Source organism: Pseudomonas sp. J380 (genome assembly GCF_009827115.1).
GTDB lineage: Bacteria > Pseudomonadota > Gammaproteobacteria > Pseudomonadales > Pseudomonadaceae > Aquipseudomonas > Aquipseudomonas paracarnis.
On sequence record NZ_CP043060.1, the window covers coordinates 6,078,244 to 6,092,239 of the forward strand.

The window sequence follows — 13,996 nt, forward strand, 5'->3', positions numbered from 1 at the left end:
GTTGTGTAGATACCTATGCTCATCGCAGGTAAGCCAGTTCCTACATTTTGAGTTGTGAATACATTCAAATGTGGGAGCTGGCTTGCCTGCGATGGCGCCCGCGAGGGCGGCGCTTATTTTGGCCCGAGAATTTTCACTAACTTATCCGGCGAAGGCGCCCCCTGCTGCTGCTGCAACCCACCCTTGTCATCCAGATAGAAGATCGCCGGCGTCGCCGACAACTCCAGTTCATCCATCAGCTTCATATTGGCATCAAGCTTGGCCTCGACCTCGGCCGGGATCTTTTCCAGCGCCTTGAGCTTGCTGCCCTTGCCGGCGGCTTCGTGTTCTTGCAGGGCTTTTTGCGGGTCTTTGGCGGCGAGCAGGGCGGCGGATTTGCCTGGGCTGTCTTCGCGGATGATGCCGACCATGATGTGGCGCAACTGCACCTTGCCGGCCTTCACCCACGGGCGGGCCTGTTCCCAGAACATGTTGCAGTACGGGCAGTTGGGGTCGCTGAACAGGTAGACGGTGCGCGGGGCGTCTTTATCGCCATCCTGGATCCAACTGCTGTTTTCCATCTTGGCCCAGACTTCCTTGGCCATCGGCGCGTACACCAGTTTTTCCAGGGGCGCGGTGCTCAGGTCATTGCCTTGGGCGTCGTACAGGTTGCCCGCGATCACGTGCTTGCCGTCGGCGGTCAGGTACAGGGCCATGCCACGGTTCTGGTACTGGGCGGCGTAGCCGGTGAGGCCGCTGGGGGCATCGAATTTGCCGATGATCTTGGCACCTTTGGCTTCGATCTGTTTGATCGGGGCCGGCAGGTCTTCGGCCTGGGCCAGCGTAGCGGCTAGCGTCAAAGGCAGCAGGGTCAGCAGGTGGCGGAGGCGAGGCATGTCGGTTTCCTTGTCGTGGTGTTGTCGAAGGGTTCCATGGCACGGGCCAGGCTGGCTTCGGAGAGTTCGCCCAGGTGGCTGTTGATCAGGCGCCCATCGGCTTGGTAGAACAACGTAGTCGGCAAGGCCATGGAACCCACGGCCTGGCCGAGGCGGCCGCTGGCGTCGAACAGCACGTTGTCGAGGTTCAGGCCCTGGGTGGCCAGGTAAGTGCTGACGCTTTGCATGCTTTCGGCCTGGTTGACGAACAGGAAGGTCACATCGGGGCGCATGCGCTGGGCGTTTTCCAGCACCGGCATTTCGCGTCGGCACGGCGGGCACCAGGTGGCCCAGAGGTTGATCACCAACGGGCCGCCTTGATAATCCGCCAGTTGCACCACCTCGCCATTGGCATTGCGCAGGGTGATATCCGGCAGGCGCGTGCCTTTTTCGTACAGACTGAGGGACAGGCTGGTCATGCCCCAGAACACCAGGCCGGTGATCACCCCGGCGCTGAGCGGCTTGCGCAGGGCAGGGCGACGCCAGCCGTAGACCAGCGCGCCGAGGATCAGCGCGATGATCCCGGGCCAGGCGAGAAAGCCGCCGTCACGCAGGTCGACCATCTCCACCCAGTCGTGGCTGTAATAACTCCAGTACATCAGCACAAAGCTGACGCGGGCGGCGAGCAGGCCCAGCAGAAACAGGCTGAACAGCACCGACTCCGGGTTTTCGCCGCCGCGCTTGGCCACGCGCCAGCCCACCAGGGTGGCGAGAATCAGCGCACTGATCAGCAGCAGGTGATTCAGGGCGATGGCGAAGGTGCCGATGGTGAGGGTCAGCATCAGAGAGCGTCCCGCGTCTGGGTCCAGCGTTGCAGGAAGGCGGCGGCGTCTACTTCGCCGGTGATGCGTTGGGCGCGGCGTTCTTCACCGTCCGGGCCGATCCACACGAAGCTCGGTGGCCCTGGCACTTTGTAGCGGCCCAGCAGCTCGCGGCTGGCGGCGTTGTCGGCGGTGACGTCCAGGCGTAACAGGCGCACGTCTTTGAGCGCGTCCATCACCTCGGGTTTGCCGAACACCTGTTTCTCCATGATCTTGCACGACACGCACCAGTCGGCGTAGTAGTCCAGCAGCACCCATTGGCCCTGGGCCTTGGCACTGTCGAGCTGGCTTTGCAGCACGGCCGGGTCGTTGATCGTGGTGAAGGCATCGTGGGCGCTCGGTGCACCGGCGACCTTTGAGCCGCTGTAGACCTTCAAGGGTTGCCACAGCTCATCGCTGCCACCGGCCGCCCCCACCACCAGCACCGCGCCCCACAGACCCAGCACCAGGGAACCAGCGCCGAATACCTTGGCCGCCAGGCCGGACTCACGGGCCAGCGCCCAGCCACAGTACGCCATCACCAGCGCCAAGGCGCCCCACAGGCCGATCCACAGGCTGTCGCCGACCACCGGGCGAATCATCAGCACCGCGGTGCCCAGGAACAGGAAGCCGAAGATGCCCTTGAGCACGTTCATCCAGGTGCCCGGCTTGGGCAGGAAGCGATTGCCCACGGTGACCAGCAGCAACAGCGGAATGCCGATACCGATGCCCATGGCAAACAGGATCAGCCCCCCGTGCAGCGCATTGCCGCTCTGGGCGATGTACAGCAGGGCGCCAGCCAGGGGCGCGGTCATGCACGGCCCCACCAGCAGGCCGGACAACGCGCCGAGCACACCGGCACCTACCAGGCTGCCACCGCTTTGCTGGCGGCTGACGTTATCGAGGCGGTCGCGCAGGAAGGCGGGCAGTTGCAGTTCAAAGAAGCCGAACATCGGCAGGGCGAGCAGCACGAACAACGCCGCAAAGCTGCCGAGGATCCACGGGGTTTGCAGCAACGCCGCCAGGTTGGCGCCGAGCAACGCGGCCATCACCCCCAGGCCGGCATACACCAGCGCCATGCACACCACGTAGCTGCCGGCCAGGGCAAATCCGCGACGCGGGCTGGCGCCGCTACCGACCACCAGGCCAGCGAGGATCGGCAGCATCGGTAACGAGCAGGGCGCAAACGCCAACAGCAGGCCCAGGCCGAAGAACACCAGCAGGCTCCACCCCAGGCTGCGCTGCTGCAGGCCGCTGGCCAGGCTTTGATCCTGGGCTTGCGCGGTCGCGGCGACGGCCGGGTTGCCGCCCAGGTCCACGGTGATCGACTGCGGCGGATAGCACAGGCCCGCATCGGCGCAGCCCTGCCAGCCGAGCTTGACCTGGCCGGTGGTGCCAGCGGGGATCTTCACTTCCAGGCCCTGGCGATACACCTGTTGTTCACCAAAGAACTCGTCGCTATGGGCTTCACCCTCGGGCAGCACGGGCTTTTCGGCCAGGCCGTCGAACTTCATGCGCTGCTGGTACAGGTAGTAACCGTCGGCAATCTGCCAAAACAGCTGGGTTTCGCCGCTTTCAAGACGTTCGGAGGTAAAGGCGAAGGCTTTGCCCACCGGGAGGAAGTCGGGTTTGGTTTCGAAGGGGCTGCCCGGCGCTGCCTGGGCGAATCCCGCGAACAACACCAGCAGAAAGGTAAACAGATGCCGCATGGTCAAGCCTTAGTTCGATGCAAGTGAGGCACACAATGTGTGGCGTTGATTAACCGATGATTAACCGCCGCTATTCTAGAGCGTAGGGATTGTCCGGTGTTGCGAACTTTAGCGGCATAATGCGCGCTTAATCCGTGGCTTTTCTAATCGCGCCATCTTTCATGAAGGGTTAACCATGCACGTACTGGTCTGTGAAGACGACGAACTGATCGCCAGTGGCATCGTGGCCGGCCTGACCGCCCAGGGCTTTACCGTGGAGCGCGTGGCCACGGCCTCGGCGGCGCGGGCGATGCTCAAGGCCGCGGCCTTCGACATCATGGTGCTCGACCTTGGCCTGCCCGACGAAGACGGCCTCAAGCTGCTGCAACAACAACGCAGCCAGGGGTTGGACATTCCGGTGCTGATCCTCACCGCGCGGGACTCGGTGACCAACCGCGTCGATGGCTTGCAAGCCGGCGCCGACGATTACCTGCTCAAGCCCTTCGACCTGCGTGAACTCGCTGCTCGCCTGCAAACCCTGCTGCGCCGGGTGGCGGGACGCAGCGTCAATCTGATCGAACATGGCCGCCTGGCCTACGACCCCAGCAGCCGCGAGACCTTCCTCGGCGGCCAGCCGGTAGATTTGTCCCGGCGTGAACAGGCGTTGTTGCAGGCGCTGTTGCACAACAAGGGCCGCGTACTGTCCAGCGAACAGCTCAAGGACAGCGTCTACGGCTTCAGCGACGAACTGGAAAGCAACGCCCTCAACGTGCATATCCACCACCTGCGGCGCAAGTTGGGCAATGGCATCGTCGAAACCGTCAGGGGGCTGGGCTATCGCCTGGGCACGGCTGATGGGGGAGAAAACACGCCGTGATGAGCTTGCGTCTGCGCCTGACGTTCAAGCTGGGCGCCGCTTTTGTACTGATCTGGGTGCTGGCGGCCGCCTGGATGCTCAACGACTTGCGCAACCAGATGATGTTTTCCCTCGACCAGCGCCTGGTGGCCTCTGCGCGCATGGTGGCCGGGCTCACCGAGCAGATGCCGGGCCTGGCCAGCGTCAGCGGGGGCGCGCATTTGCGCACCGAACAACTGAATGTGCCGGGTGGCATGGCTTGCCAGGTCAGCTCCTTGCGTGGCGAGATCCTGGCGCGCAGCCATACCACGCCGGAGGAAGGGTTGGAGTCGCGCCGCAGCGGCTTTCGCGACCAGATCATCGACGGCGTGGGCTGGCGCAGTTTTACCCTGTCCCGTGGCGACTTGCTGATCACCACCGCCGACCGCCAGGTGGAGCGTGAAGCCCTCAACCTGTCGATCCTGCTGGCGGCGTCGGTGCCGGTCGGCGTGGCATTGCTGGGCTGCCTGTGCCTGCTGTGGCTGGGCATTGGCCAGAGCCTGGTGCCGCTCAACCGTATGCGGGATGCCCTGATGCGGCGCAGTGTCGACTCCCTCGAGCCTCTGCAGATTCATCCTCTGCCCAGTGAACTCAAGCCGTTGCTCGACACCCAGAACCAACTGCTGCAGCGCATCGCCAAGACCATCGAGCGCGAACGTCGCCTGACCGGTGACGCCGCCCATGAACTGCGCAGCCCGTTGACCGCGATCAAGACCCACCTGCAAGTCGCGCGCATGACCGAGGGCGCGGCCCGCGACCAGTCCCTGGCGCACGCCGAGGAGGGCGCCGATCGCTTGCATCGCACCCTGGAGCAACTGTTGTTGCTGGCGCGGGTGGAGGGCAGCCTGTCGTTTGACGATGGCCTGCAGTCCAGTGCCGAGGAAGTCGCCCGGTTGGCGATCCAGGATGCCAACGCCGGCGACAATTCACGCATTGATCTGATCCTGGCGCCGGATCTTTCCCCTGTTCCAGTGGCAATGCCTGTGGGTCTTGCCGTCGCGGCCTTGCGTAACCTGCTGGACAACGCCTTGCGCCATACCCCGGCCGATACCCGCGTGGAACTGCAGGTGTTTTCTACCTTGAATAATGTGGTGTTCCGCGTGCGTGACCATGGCCAGCAGATCTCCAGCGAAGACCTGCAATACCTCACCCAACGCTTCTGGCGCAATGGCAGCAGCGAAGGCTGTGGCCTGGGCCTGGCGATTGTCCAGGCGATCGTGCAGCGCTGTTCCTGCTCGCTGCACTTCGACAGCCAGCCCGACGGTATGCGGGTTGATCTGGGTATGCCGTTGCGGCGCTGAGCTGCCCTTTTCACGTGGCAAATAATTACCGCCCGCCTGAGGCTCAAGCCTTCAGGATGGCGGTAATTTTTTTGCGCTTGAACGGGCCGAATGAGTCGGCTCGAAATGAAAAGGACTGTTCTTATGTTGGTGATCGACACCAGTTTCCCCGCCAGGGATTTCAACGACCGCCGCGGCGAATCCGTGCAGCAGGTGCTTGTGCACTACACCGCCGCGCCCTTTGCTTCCTCGCTACGCACCCTCACCCAAGATGGCGTCAGCGCTCACTATCTGCTGCCCGATCCCGCTGAACCCAGCTACCGCGCTGCCGGTTATGAAGAGCTGCGGGTGTTTCGCCTGGTGGACGAGGACCAGCGCGCCTGGCACGCAGGCGTGAGCTATTGGGCGGGGAAGGCCGATCTCAACAGCCGCTCGGTGGGCATTGAAATCGTCAACCTGGCGCGGGATGAAGCGGGGGTCTTTACCTTTCCGGAGTACGCACCGGCACAGATTGACCTACTGATTGAATTGCTTCGCGACCTGCTGGAGCGCTATCCGCAGGTGGGCCCCACTGACTGGCTCGGGCATTCGGACGTGGCCTACTGGCGCAAGAGCGACCCTGGGCCTCGGTTGCCCTGGCGTGTGCTGCATGAGGCCGGCATCGGGGCCTGGTTTGATGAATCGAGCCGGGCGATGTACCAGCGCCGCTTTTGTCTCGGCTTGCCGCCGGAGGTCGAAGTGGAGCGGGCGTTTCAGCGTTATGGCTACAAGCCCGCGCAGAATCGCCGGGCCTTTGAACAGCGCACCCGGGCGTTCCAGATGCACTTTCGACCACGGGATTATTGTGGATTCCTGGATGCAGAGACTTGCGCGATCTTGTATGCCCTGAACGAAAAGTACCGCGGGATTTAATACCGAGCACTGTTCAAATGTAGGAGTGAGCTTGCTCGCGAAAAACGTCAACGATACCGCGGGCTTTCTGGATAAACGCGGCGCCGGGGAGTTTTTCGCGAGCAAGCTCGCTCCTACAATTGGATCTTCATTCATCAGTTAACAACCCTCGTCCCCTAAATCCTTTTCACGCTGAAGCGTCTCCACAACAGGAAATCCGTGCGCATGCCCTTGGGCCAGACGCCAACGGATCGGCAGTTTGGTCACGATCATCAGCGTATTGAGGGATCCACAGATGTCAGTCGCTACCAGCCGTATCGAAGACGCCCCGGTGCAGGCCGCGGAAACGCTCTATCAGTTTGACGAAAGCCCGCTGCTGGCCCGCCAGCGCCAGCAGGAATCCAACGCCCGCAGCTACCCACGGCGCATCCCCCTGGCACTCAAACGCGCCAAGGGCATTTACGTGGAGGACGTGGAGGGGCGGCGGTTTATCGACTGCCTGGCCGGCGCCGGAACCCTGGCGCTGGGGCATAACCACCCGGTTGTGATCCAGGCCATCCAGCAAGTGCTGAGCGACGAACTGCCCCTGCATACCCTGGACCTGACCACGCCGGTCAAGGATCAATTCGTGCAGGACCTGTTCGGTTTGCTCCCGTCGGAACTGGCGCGAGAAGCGAAAATCCAGTTCTGCGGCCCCACCGGCACTGATGCGGTGGAAGCCGCGTTGAAGCTGGTGCGCACTGCTACCGGGCGCAGCACCGTGCTGTCGTTCCAGGGCGGCTATCACGGCATGAGCCAGGGCGCGCTGAGTTTGATGGGCAGCCTGGGGCCAAAGAAACCCTTGGGCGCCTTGCTCGGCAATGGCGTGCAATTCCTGCCATTCCCGTATGACTACCGTTGCCCGTTTGGGCTGGGTGGCGCCGAAGGTGTGCGGGTCAACCTGCATTACCTGGAAAACCTGCTCAACGACCCGGAAGCCGGCGTGCTGTTGCCAGCGGCGGTGATTGTCGAAGTGGTCCAGGGTGAGGGCGGTGTGATCCCGGCGGACATCGACTGGCTGCGTGGCCTGCGCCGTATCACCGCGCAAGCGGGGGTGGCGCTGATCGTCGATGAGATCCAGAGCGGTTTTGGGCGTACCGGCAAAATGTTTGCCTTCGAACACGCCGGCATCATTCCGGACGTGGTGGTCATGTCCAAGGCGATTGGCGGCAGCCTGCCGCTGGCGGTGGTGGTGTATCGAGACTGGCTCGACACCTGGCTGCCGGGCGCCCATGCCGGGACCTTCCGCGGCAACCAGATGGCGATGGCGGCGGGCTCGGCGGTGATGCGCTACCTCAAGGATCACGACCTGGCAGGCCATGCGGCGACCATGGGCGAGCGCCTGGGCGAACACCTGCGCATCCTGCAGCGCGACTTCCCGCACCTGGGGGATATCCGTGGGCGTGGGCTGATGCTGGGGGTGGAGCTGGTAGACCCGACTGGCACGCCTGATAGTCAGGGCCACCCACCGGTGCATCGCCAGTTGGCGCCGCTGGTGCAGCGCGAATGCCTCAAGCGCGGGCTGATCCTGGAACTGGGCGGGCGCCATGGCAGTGTGGTGCGTTTCCTGCCACCGCTGGTGATCACCGCTGGCGAAGTCGACCAGGTGGCTGAGATTTTCGGGCGCGCCTTGGCGGCGGCCGTGGCCAGCCTGTAATTTTCCAGGCCCTTGGTACGTTTCTACAGATATCAGTGCTGCGCGTGGTGCGCAGCCAGCCTTTGAGCGACGGAGAACAGCAATGACCTCAGTATTTGACCGCGACGACATCCTCTTTCAGGTAGTGGTCAACCATGAAGAACAGTATTCGATCTGGCCCGACTACAAGGCCGTGCCGGAAGGCTGGCGCACCGTGGGCAAGAGTGGCATGAAGAAGGAATGCCTGGCGTATATCGAGGAAGTGTGGACCGACATGCGGCCGTTGAGCCTGCGCCAGAAAATGGATGGCGCGGCCCTCGCCAACTGATTCACCCAATACCCTGTGTAGGAGCGAGCTTGCTCGCGAAGAGCGCAAGAACGCCGCGTTTACCCTGAATAAACGCGGCGTTCTGAAGTTTTTCGCGAGCAAGCTCGCTCCTACAGGGGGGTATGGGTATAGAGGTAATCCGTCGCCAACGACGCCAGCGTCCTCACGCCTACCACCAACGCCGACTCATCCACAAAGAACCCTGGGTTGTGATTCGGTGCCGCCTTGCTCATGTCCTGATCCCTCGGGGTCACCCCCAGGAAGACAAACAGCCCCGGCGCCTCCTTGGCATAGAACGAGAAGTCTTCGGCGCCACCCACCAACGGGCCTTGCACCACATCATCCTGAGCCGCCCAGCGCAGGCTCGGCAGCATTTTCTCGGTCAGCGCCGGGTTGTTGATGGTGGGGTCGTACTTCTCGATGATCGTCACTTCGGCCTTGGCGCCACCGCTTTCGGCGATTTTCTCTACGGTTTGACGCACGTCTGCATGCAGCTTCTGGCGGATACCGTAGTCGTAGGAGCGAATGGTGCCGCTCATGTCCACCGACTCGGGGATGATGTTATAGCGGGTGCCACCGTTGATGGTGCCGATGCTCACCACAGAGGGGAATGACGAAATATCGGTACGGCGGCTGACCACGGTCTGCAGGCCGACAATGGTTTGAGCGCCAACGGTGATCGGGTCGATACCGTCCCAGGGGCGGCCGGCGTGGGTCTGTTTGCCGAGGATCCTGATGCGCAGGTCATCGGAGCTGGCCAGGGTCGGGCCCGGTCGGTAGGCGATTTGCCCGGCAGGCACACCGGCCCACACATGCAGGCCAAACACCGCATCGGGCTTGGGCGCTTTCATCACGCCTTCCTGCACCATCATCTTCGCACCCCAGGTGTTCTTGCCGTCGGGGATAAAGTCGCTGGGGCCTTCTTCGGCCGGTTGGAAATAAAACACCACGGTGCCGGGCAGGCGCTCGCGCATCCCGGTGAGAATCTTCGCAGTGCTCAGCAGGATAGCGGTATGGGCGTCGTGGCCGCAGGCGTGCATCACGTCGACTTCTTTGCCCAGGTAGGTGCCCTTGGCTTTGGAGGCGAAGGGCAGGTCGGCGACTTCCTTGACCGGCAGCGCATCCATGTCGGCGCGCAGGGCCACGGTCGGGCCGGGCAGGGCGCCTTTCAAGATGGCGACGACGCCAGTGCGGGCCACCCCGGTCTTCACCTCAAGGCCGAGTTCGCGCAACTGTTTGGCGACCAACTCGGCGGTGCGGGTTTCGGTATTGCCCAGTTCCGGATGGGCGTGGATATCGCGGCGGGTTTCCAACAGGCTGGGTTCGAGGATTTTTGCCTGGGCGGCAATGGTTTCCCGGGCACTGTCCTGGCCGCTGCTGGCGGCGATCACTGCACTGCTCGCGACCGCGCCGAGCAGACCCAAAACCCATTGGTGTGTCAGACCGTTCATTCGCATACCAACCTCTCCTTGCTTATTGTTGTGGATCTTTCTCCTGCACGCTGCCGGCAGTCTGCACCTGCACGCTCAAGCGCGGTGTCGCCAGGTCCAGCCCGGCTTCATCCAGGTGCCGCTTGAGCGACAGGTTGAATGCCCGCGACACTTCCCACTGCTTGATCGGCGCGGTCTTGAAGCGTGCGCGCAGGATCGCGCTGCCGGACTCGAAGCTTTCCACGCCCTGGATCTCCAGCGGCGACCAGATATTGCGGCGTTGCAGCGGGTCGTTACGCATGGCATGGCCGACCTCGCGCATCAGTTTGATCGCGTCGTCGATTTCCATGTTGTAAGGGATCGCCACCCGGAAGATGGCGTAGCCGAACTCGCGGGAGTAGTTCTTGATGCTCTTGATTTCGCTGAACGGGATGGTGTGCACGATGCCGTCGATATCGCGCAGGCGCACGGTACGGATGGTCAGGCCCTCTACGGTACCGAGGTGGCCGCCGACGTCCACGTAGTCGTCGATGGCCAGGGAGTCTTCGATGATGATGAACAAGCCGGTGATCAAGTCCGCCACCAGCGACTGTGCACCAAAACCGATGGCGATACCGATCACACCCGCACCGGCCAGCAAGGGCGTGACGTTCATGCCCATGTTCGCCAGGGCGACGATGGCGGCGATGATGAAGATGGTCACGAACAGCACGTTGCGGATCAGCGGCATCATGGTTTGTGCACGCGCGTTGGCCAGGCCTTTGCGCGAACGGGTCAGGGCGTGGTGAATCGCGGTGTCGCTGAGGATCCAGATCAGCCAGGCGAACAACAAGGTCCCACCGAGGCCGAACAGCTTCACGGCTATTTCATGGCCTTCACCTTCGGTAAAGCGAATCATCGACAGGCCCCAGACCCGCAGCCCCAGTTCGATGAATACCAGCCACACCACCAGGTGCACCAGGGTGTAGACAAAGCCTTTGAGGCGTTCGGAGTACAGCGCGTGGCGTTTGTGCCCGCGTTGCGGCTTGAGAGCGTGGCGGCGCACCAGGCCGTTGATCACCATGCACAACACCAGCAGCACCGTGCACAGCAACGACTGGCGCAGGGCGGTGCTGGTGTCGCCGGCCGACAGGAAGGTGGCGAACAGTGAGATGCCCACCAGCAGAAGAGCCGGGATGTACCAGAAGGTGCCGATGATCGACAGAGTATCGGTGAGGGCGCGGCGCGTCAGTCGGCGCGACAGCGGCTGGTTGCGGATCAGGTGCGCGATGGGCCGGCGGAAACGCAGGATAAACACCCCGGTGGACAACGCCGCCATGACATTGGCCACGGTCGCGGCGGTGTGGGCCAGATGCTGGCCGAGCGCGGCAACCAGGCGCGGGTCGCTCAAGGCTTCACCGAAGGCGGCAAAACTGCCGATCCACCACAGCGGGCGGAACGCCTGGTGGCGCAGGATATACAAGGCGCGGTGGCGGTGCGGGCCGTCGAGTACGGAGAAGGCAATCACGCAGATTGCCGAGAAACAGGTGCCGACTACCAAGGCATAGGCCAGCACCATGGCCAGGGATTTGCCCAGGGAGGAAGGCAGGGCGTAGCTCAGGTAAACCGTGATCACCAGGGCGATCAACCAGGGGCCCAGCTTGCGCAGGGCAAAGCGCAGCATGTCCCAGGTGCGCGGGTGCTGCGGCAGCTCTTCGGGCAGGCCGAAGCGCTCGCGCACTCGGTGGCTGAGCCAGATCAGCGCAGCGGCCAGCAGGCTCCATACGGCCAGGATCACGGCAAAACCGAAGATGATCGGCAGCCATTCGCTGGCTGGCAACATCAGGGCGGCCAGTTCATCCTTGGCCAGGTCGACTTCATTGGACCAGCGCCCCAGCGGGCTGTCGGCGCCGGAAAACTGCTGCTCAAAGCCCGACAGCGTACTGCCGATCAACCCGAGTACCCCGAGTTCGGCGGCGGGCTGGGCCTTTTGCGTGGCGGCGCGCAGTTTTTTCAGGTCGCTGAGCAACTGGGTGCGTTGCTGGTCGTTTTCCAGGGTTTTGATCACTTCGTCCAGCGACTGCCCCAGGGGCACTTCCGCCTGGGGTTGGGTCTTGCTGGAACCGCCCAGCATCCCGGGCAAGCCCACGGCTTGGGCGGGCATCACTGGCAGCAGCGTGAGCAGGGCGATCAGCAGGTAGCAGGGCAGGGCAAACAGACGGGAGAACACGAGGCGGTCAACCTTGAAAACGACGAATTGACCGAGTGTACGAGGCCGCTATGCCCAATGCGAGCGCATTTGTCACTGCGCCAGTTTGGCGAGGATCTTGTAGAGCACGGTGCCGAGGATCAACAGCATGCCGATCCACATGCCAAACACGCCCAGAGGCTTGTCGCGAAAGTTGAAGCCGACCGCGAGCATGATCATGCCGATCAGGATGGGGATCAGCATGGCGTGGAATGAGGACATTGAGATCATGGCGAGGGGCGGCCTTGTCGGACTGGAAGTTCTGACAAGTCTAGGCCGGATTGGCAGAAGTGCAGTTGATGTGAGTCAGATAGCCTTATATCTGTTTGGAAACCCATCGCGGGCAAGCCCGCTCCCACACTGAAATGCATTCACAGATCAAATGTGGGGGCGGGCTTGCCCGCGATGGGCGTGCTTCGGTCTCAGGGTAAATCGCGGCTGGCGTAGAACGCCCCCAGCACCTTGACCAGATGCGCCAGGTCATGGCTGCCGCACAGCTCGCGGATCGAGTGCATGGCAAAGGTCGGCAAGCCGATGTCCACGGTGCGCACGCCCAGGTGGCTGGCAGTGATGGGGCCGATGGTCGAGCCGCAGCCCATGTCGCTGCGCACCACGAAGCTTTGCACTGGCACTTCCTGGGCCATGCACAGGTGGCGGAAGAACCCCGCGGTTTCGCTGTTGGTGGCGTAGCGCTGGTTGCTGTTGACCTTGATCACCGGGCCGGCGTTGAGTTTCGGGCCGTGGTTGGCGTCGTGTTTGTCGGCGTAGTTGGGGTGCACGCCGTGGGCGTTGTCTGCCGATACCAGCAGGGATTTCTGAATGGTGCGTACGAATTCTTCACCTTCGGGCAGCAGGCGACGCAGGGTCTGTTCCAGCATCGGGCCATCGGCACCGCAGGCCGAGCAGGAGCCGACTTCTTCGTGGTCGTTGCACACCAGCACGCAGGTTTCATCGGTGTCGCTGGTGAGCAAGGCTTGCAAACCGGCGTAGCACGACAGCAGGTTGTCCAGGCGCGCACCGGCAATGAAGTCGCCATTGAGGCCGATCACGGCGGCACTTTGGGTGTCGTAGAAGCTCAGCTCGTAGTCGAGTACCACATCGGCATTCAACCCATGCTCGCGAGCCAACTGTTCGGTGAGCACGGCGCGAAAATCCACGCGCTCGTCACCGGCAAACTGCGCAAGGATCGGCGGCAGCTCGGTCTGGGCATTGATTGCCCAGCCCTGGTTGGCTTCACGGTTGAGGTGAATGGCCAGGTTGGGAATGATGGCGATCGGCAGTTTGAAGTCGATCAGTTGGCTCTCGACCTTGCCATCGCGGCGGAAGGTAACACGCCCGGCGAGGGACAGGTCGCGGTCGAACCAGGGCGCCAGCAGCGCGCAGCCGTAGACTTCCACACCCAGTTGCCAGAAGCCGTGGCGTTGCAGCTCCGGCTGGGGCTTGACCCGCAGGCATGGGCTGTCGGTGTGGGCGCCGACCATACGGATACCATCTTGCAGCGGCGATTGGCGGCCGAGCTTGAAGGCGATGATCGAGGAGTCATTGCGGGTCACGTAGTAGCGACCGTTGGCCTCGGTGGCCCAGGTGTCGCGCTCGTCGAGACGCTGGTAGCCGGCCGCCTCCAGGCGTTGGGCCAGGGCGGCAGTGGCATGAAAAGGAGTAGGGGAGGCCTTGAGGAAGTCGATCAGGCCTTGATTCAACGCTTCGCGCATAAATAGCTCCAGACAGCAGTGGCGAGAGTTTAACGTATTGGCCAGATATTTGGAGTGAGCGTGCATGGCCGAGAACCACATCAAACCCTGTGGGAGCTGGCTTGCCTGCGATAGCGGTCTTTCTGTGCCAGATGTATTGGCTGGCACGCCGATATC

12 protein-coding genes are annotated in these 13,996 nt (G+C 62.9%); 5 read left to right on the forward strand and 7 right to left on the reverse strand.

Annotation, left to right across the window (positions count from 1 at the left end):
• Window positions 1-113: 113 nt before the first annotated feature.
• The 3 genes from dsbG to dsbD are packed head-to-tail and all read right to left on the reverse strand — an operon-like array spanning window position 114 to window position 3,423.
• A complete protein-coding gene (gene dsbG, locus FXO12_RS27775; RefSeq protein WP_054896344.1) occupies window positions 114-875 on the reverse strand; it encodes a thiol:disulfide interchange protein DsbG in 762 nt (253 codons plus the stop codon).
• Complete coding sequence (locus tag FXO12_RS27780; RefSeq protein WP_034126122.1) at window positions 851-1,696, reverse strand: TlpA disulfide reductase family protein; 846 nt, start codon at window positions 1,694-1,696, stop codon at window positions 851-853. Before FXO12_RS27780 ends, dsbG begins: the two co-directional genes overlap by 25 nt.
• Window positions 1,696-3,423, reverse strand: coding sequence for a protein-disulfide reductase DsbD (gene dsbD / locus FXO12_RS27785; RefSeq protein WP_057976986.1), 1,728 nt, complete (start codon window positions 3,421-3,423; stop codon window positions 1,696-1,698). The genes FXO12_RS27780 and dsbD overlap by 1 nt, the downstream gene beginning before the upstream one ends.
• Window positions 3,424-3,598: 175 nt before the next feature.
• On the opposite strand from dsbD, the gene FXO12_RS27790 reads away from it, so the two are divergent.
• The 5 genes from FXO12_RS27790 (at window position 3,599) to FXO12_RS27810 (ending at window position 8,471) form a co-directional block, all read left to right on the forward strand.
• Entirely contained in the window at window positions 3,599-4,279 is a 681-nt protein-coding gene (locus FXO12_RS27790) for a response regulator (protein WP_014719307.1), read from the forward strand.
• A complete protein-coding gene (locus tag FXO12_RS27795; RefSeq protein WP_054896343.1) occupies window positions 4,279-5,598 on the forward strand; it encodes an ATP-binding protein in 1,320 nt (439 codons plus the stop codon). The genes FXO12_RS27790 and FXO12_RS27795 overlap by 1 nt, the downstream gene beginning before the upstream one ends.
• Window positions 5,599-5,721: 123 nt before the next feature.
• Window positions 5,722-6,489 carry an N-acetylmuramoyl-L-alanine amidase gene (locus FXO12_RS27800; RefSeq protein ID WP_054896342.1) on the forward strand — a complete coding sequence of 256 codons (768 nt, stop codon included), beginning with the start codon at window positions 5,722-5,724 and terminating at the stop codon, window positions 6,487-6,489.
• A 274-nt stretch (window positions 6,490-6,763) separates the two neighbouring features.
• Window positions 6,764-8,164 carry an aspartate aminotransferase family protein gene (locus FXO12_RS27805; RefSeq protein ID WP_057976988.1) on the forward strand — a complete coding sequence of 467 codons (1,401 nt, stop codon included), beginning with the start codon at window positions 6,764-6,766 and terminating at the stop codon, window positions 8,162-8,164.
• Window positions 8,165-8,246: 82 nt separating this feature from the next.
• The gene (locus FXO12_RS27810) at window positions 8,247-8,471 is read left to right on the forward strand and encodes an MbtH family protein (protein ID WP_003192847.1); all 225 of its coding nucleotides are present in this window, start codon (window positions 8,247-8,249) and stop codon (window positions 8,469-8,471) included.
• Between the two features lie 110 nt (window positions 8,472-8,581).
• On the opposite strand, the gene FXO12_RS27815 is transcribed toward FXO12_RS27810, so the two are convergent.
• The 4 genes from FXO12_RS27815 to FXO12_RS27825 form a co-directional block, all read right to left on the reverse strand.
• A complete protein-coding gene (locus FXO12_RS27815) occupies window positions 8,582-9,928 on the reverse strand; it encodes an amidohydrolase (RefSeq protein ID WP_054896340.1) in 1,347 nt (448 codons plus the stop codon).
• Window positions 9,929-9,944: 16 nt separating this feature from the next.
• Window positions 9,945-12,110: a mechanosensitive ion channel family protein gene (locus tag FXO12_RS27820; RefSeq protein WP_034126128.1), complete on the reverse strand. Its 2,166-nt coding sequence runs from the start codon at window positions 12,108-12,110 to the stop codon at window positions 9,945-9,947.
• A gap of 72 nt (window positions 12,111-12,182) precedes the next feature.
• Window positions 12,183-12,359, reverse strand: coding sequence for a hypothetical protein (locus tag FXO12_RS28825; RefSeq protein WP_164545339.1), 177 nt, complete (start codon window positions 12,357-12,359; stop codon window positions 12,183-12,185).
• 191 nt (window positions 12,360-12,550) lie between these two features.
• Entirely contained in the window at window positions 12,551-13,840 is a 1,290-nt protein-coding gene (locus tag FXO12_RS27825; RefSeq protein WP_160049782.1) for a M18 family aminopeptidase, read from the reverse strand.
• Window positions 13,841-13,996 lie beyond the last annotated feature (156 nt).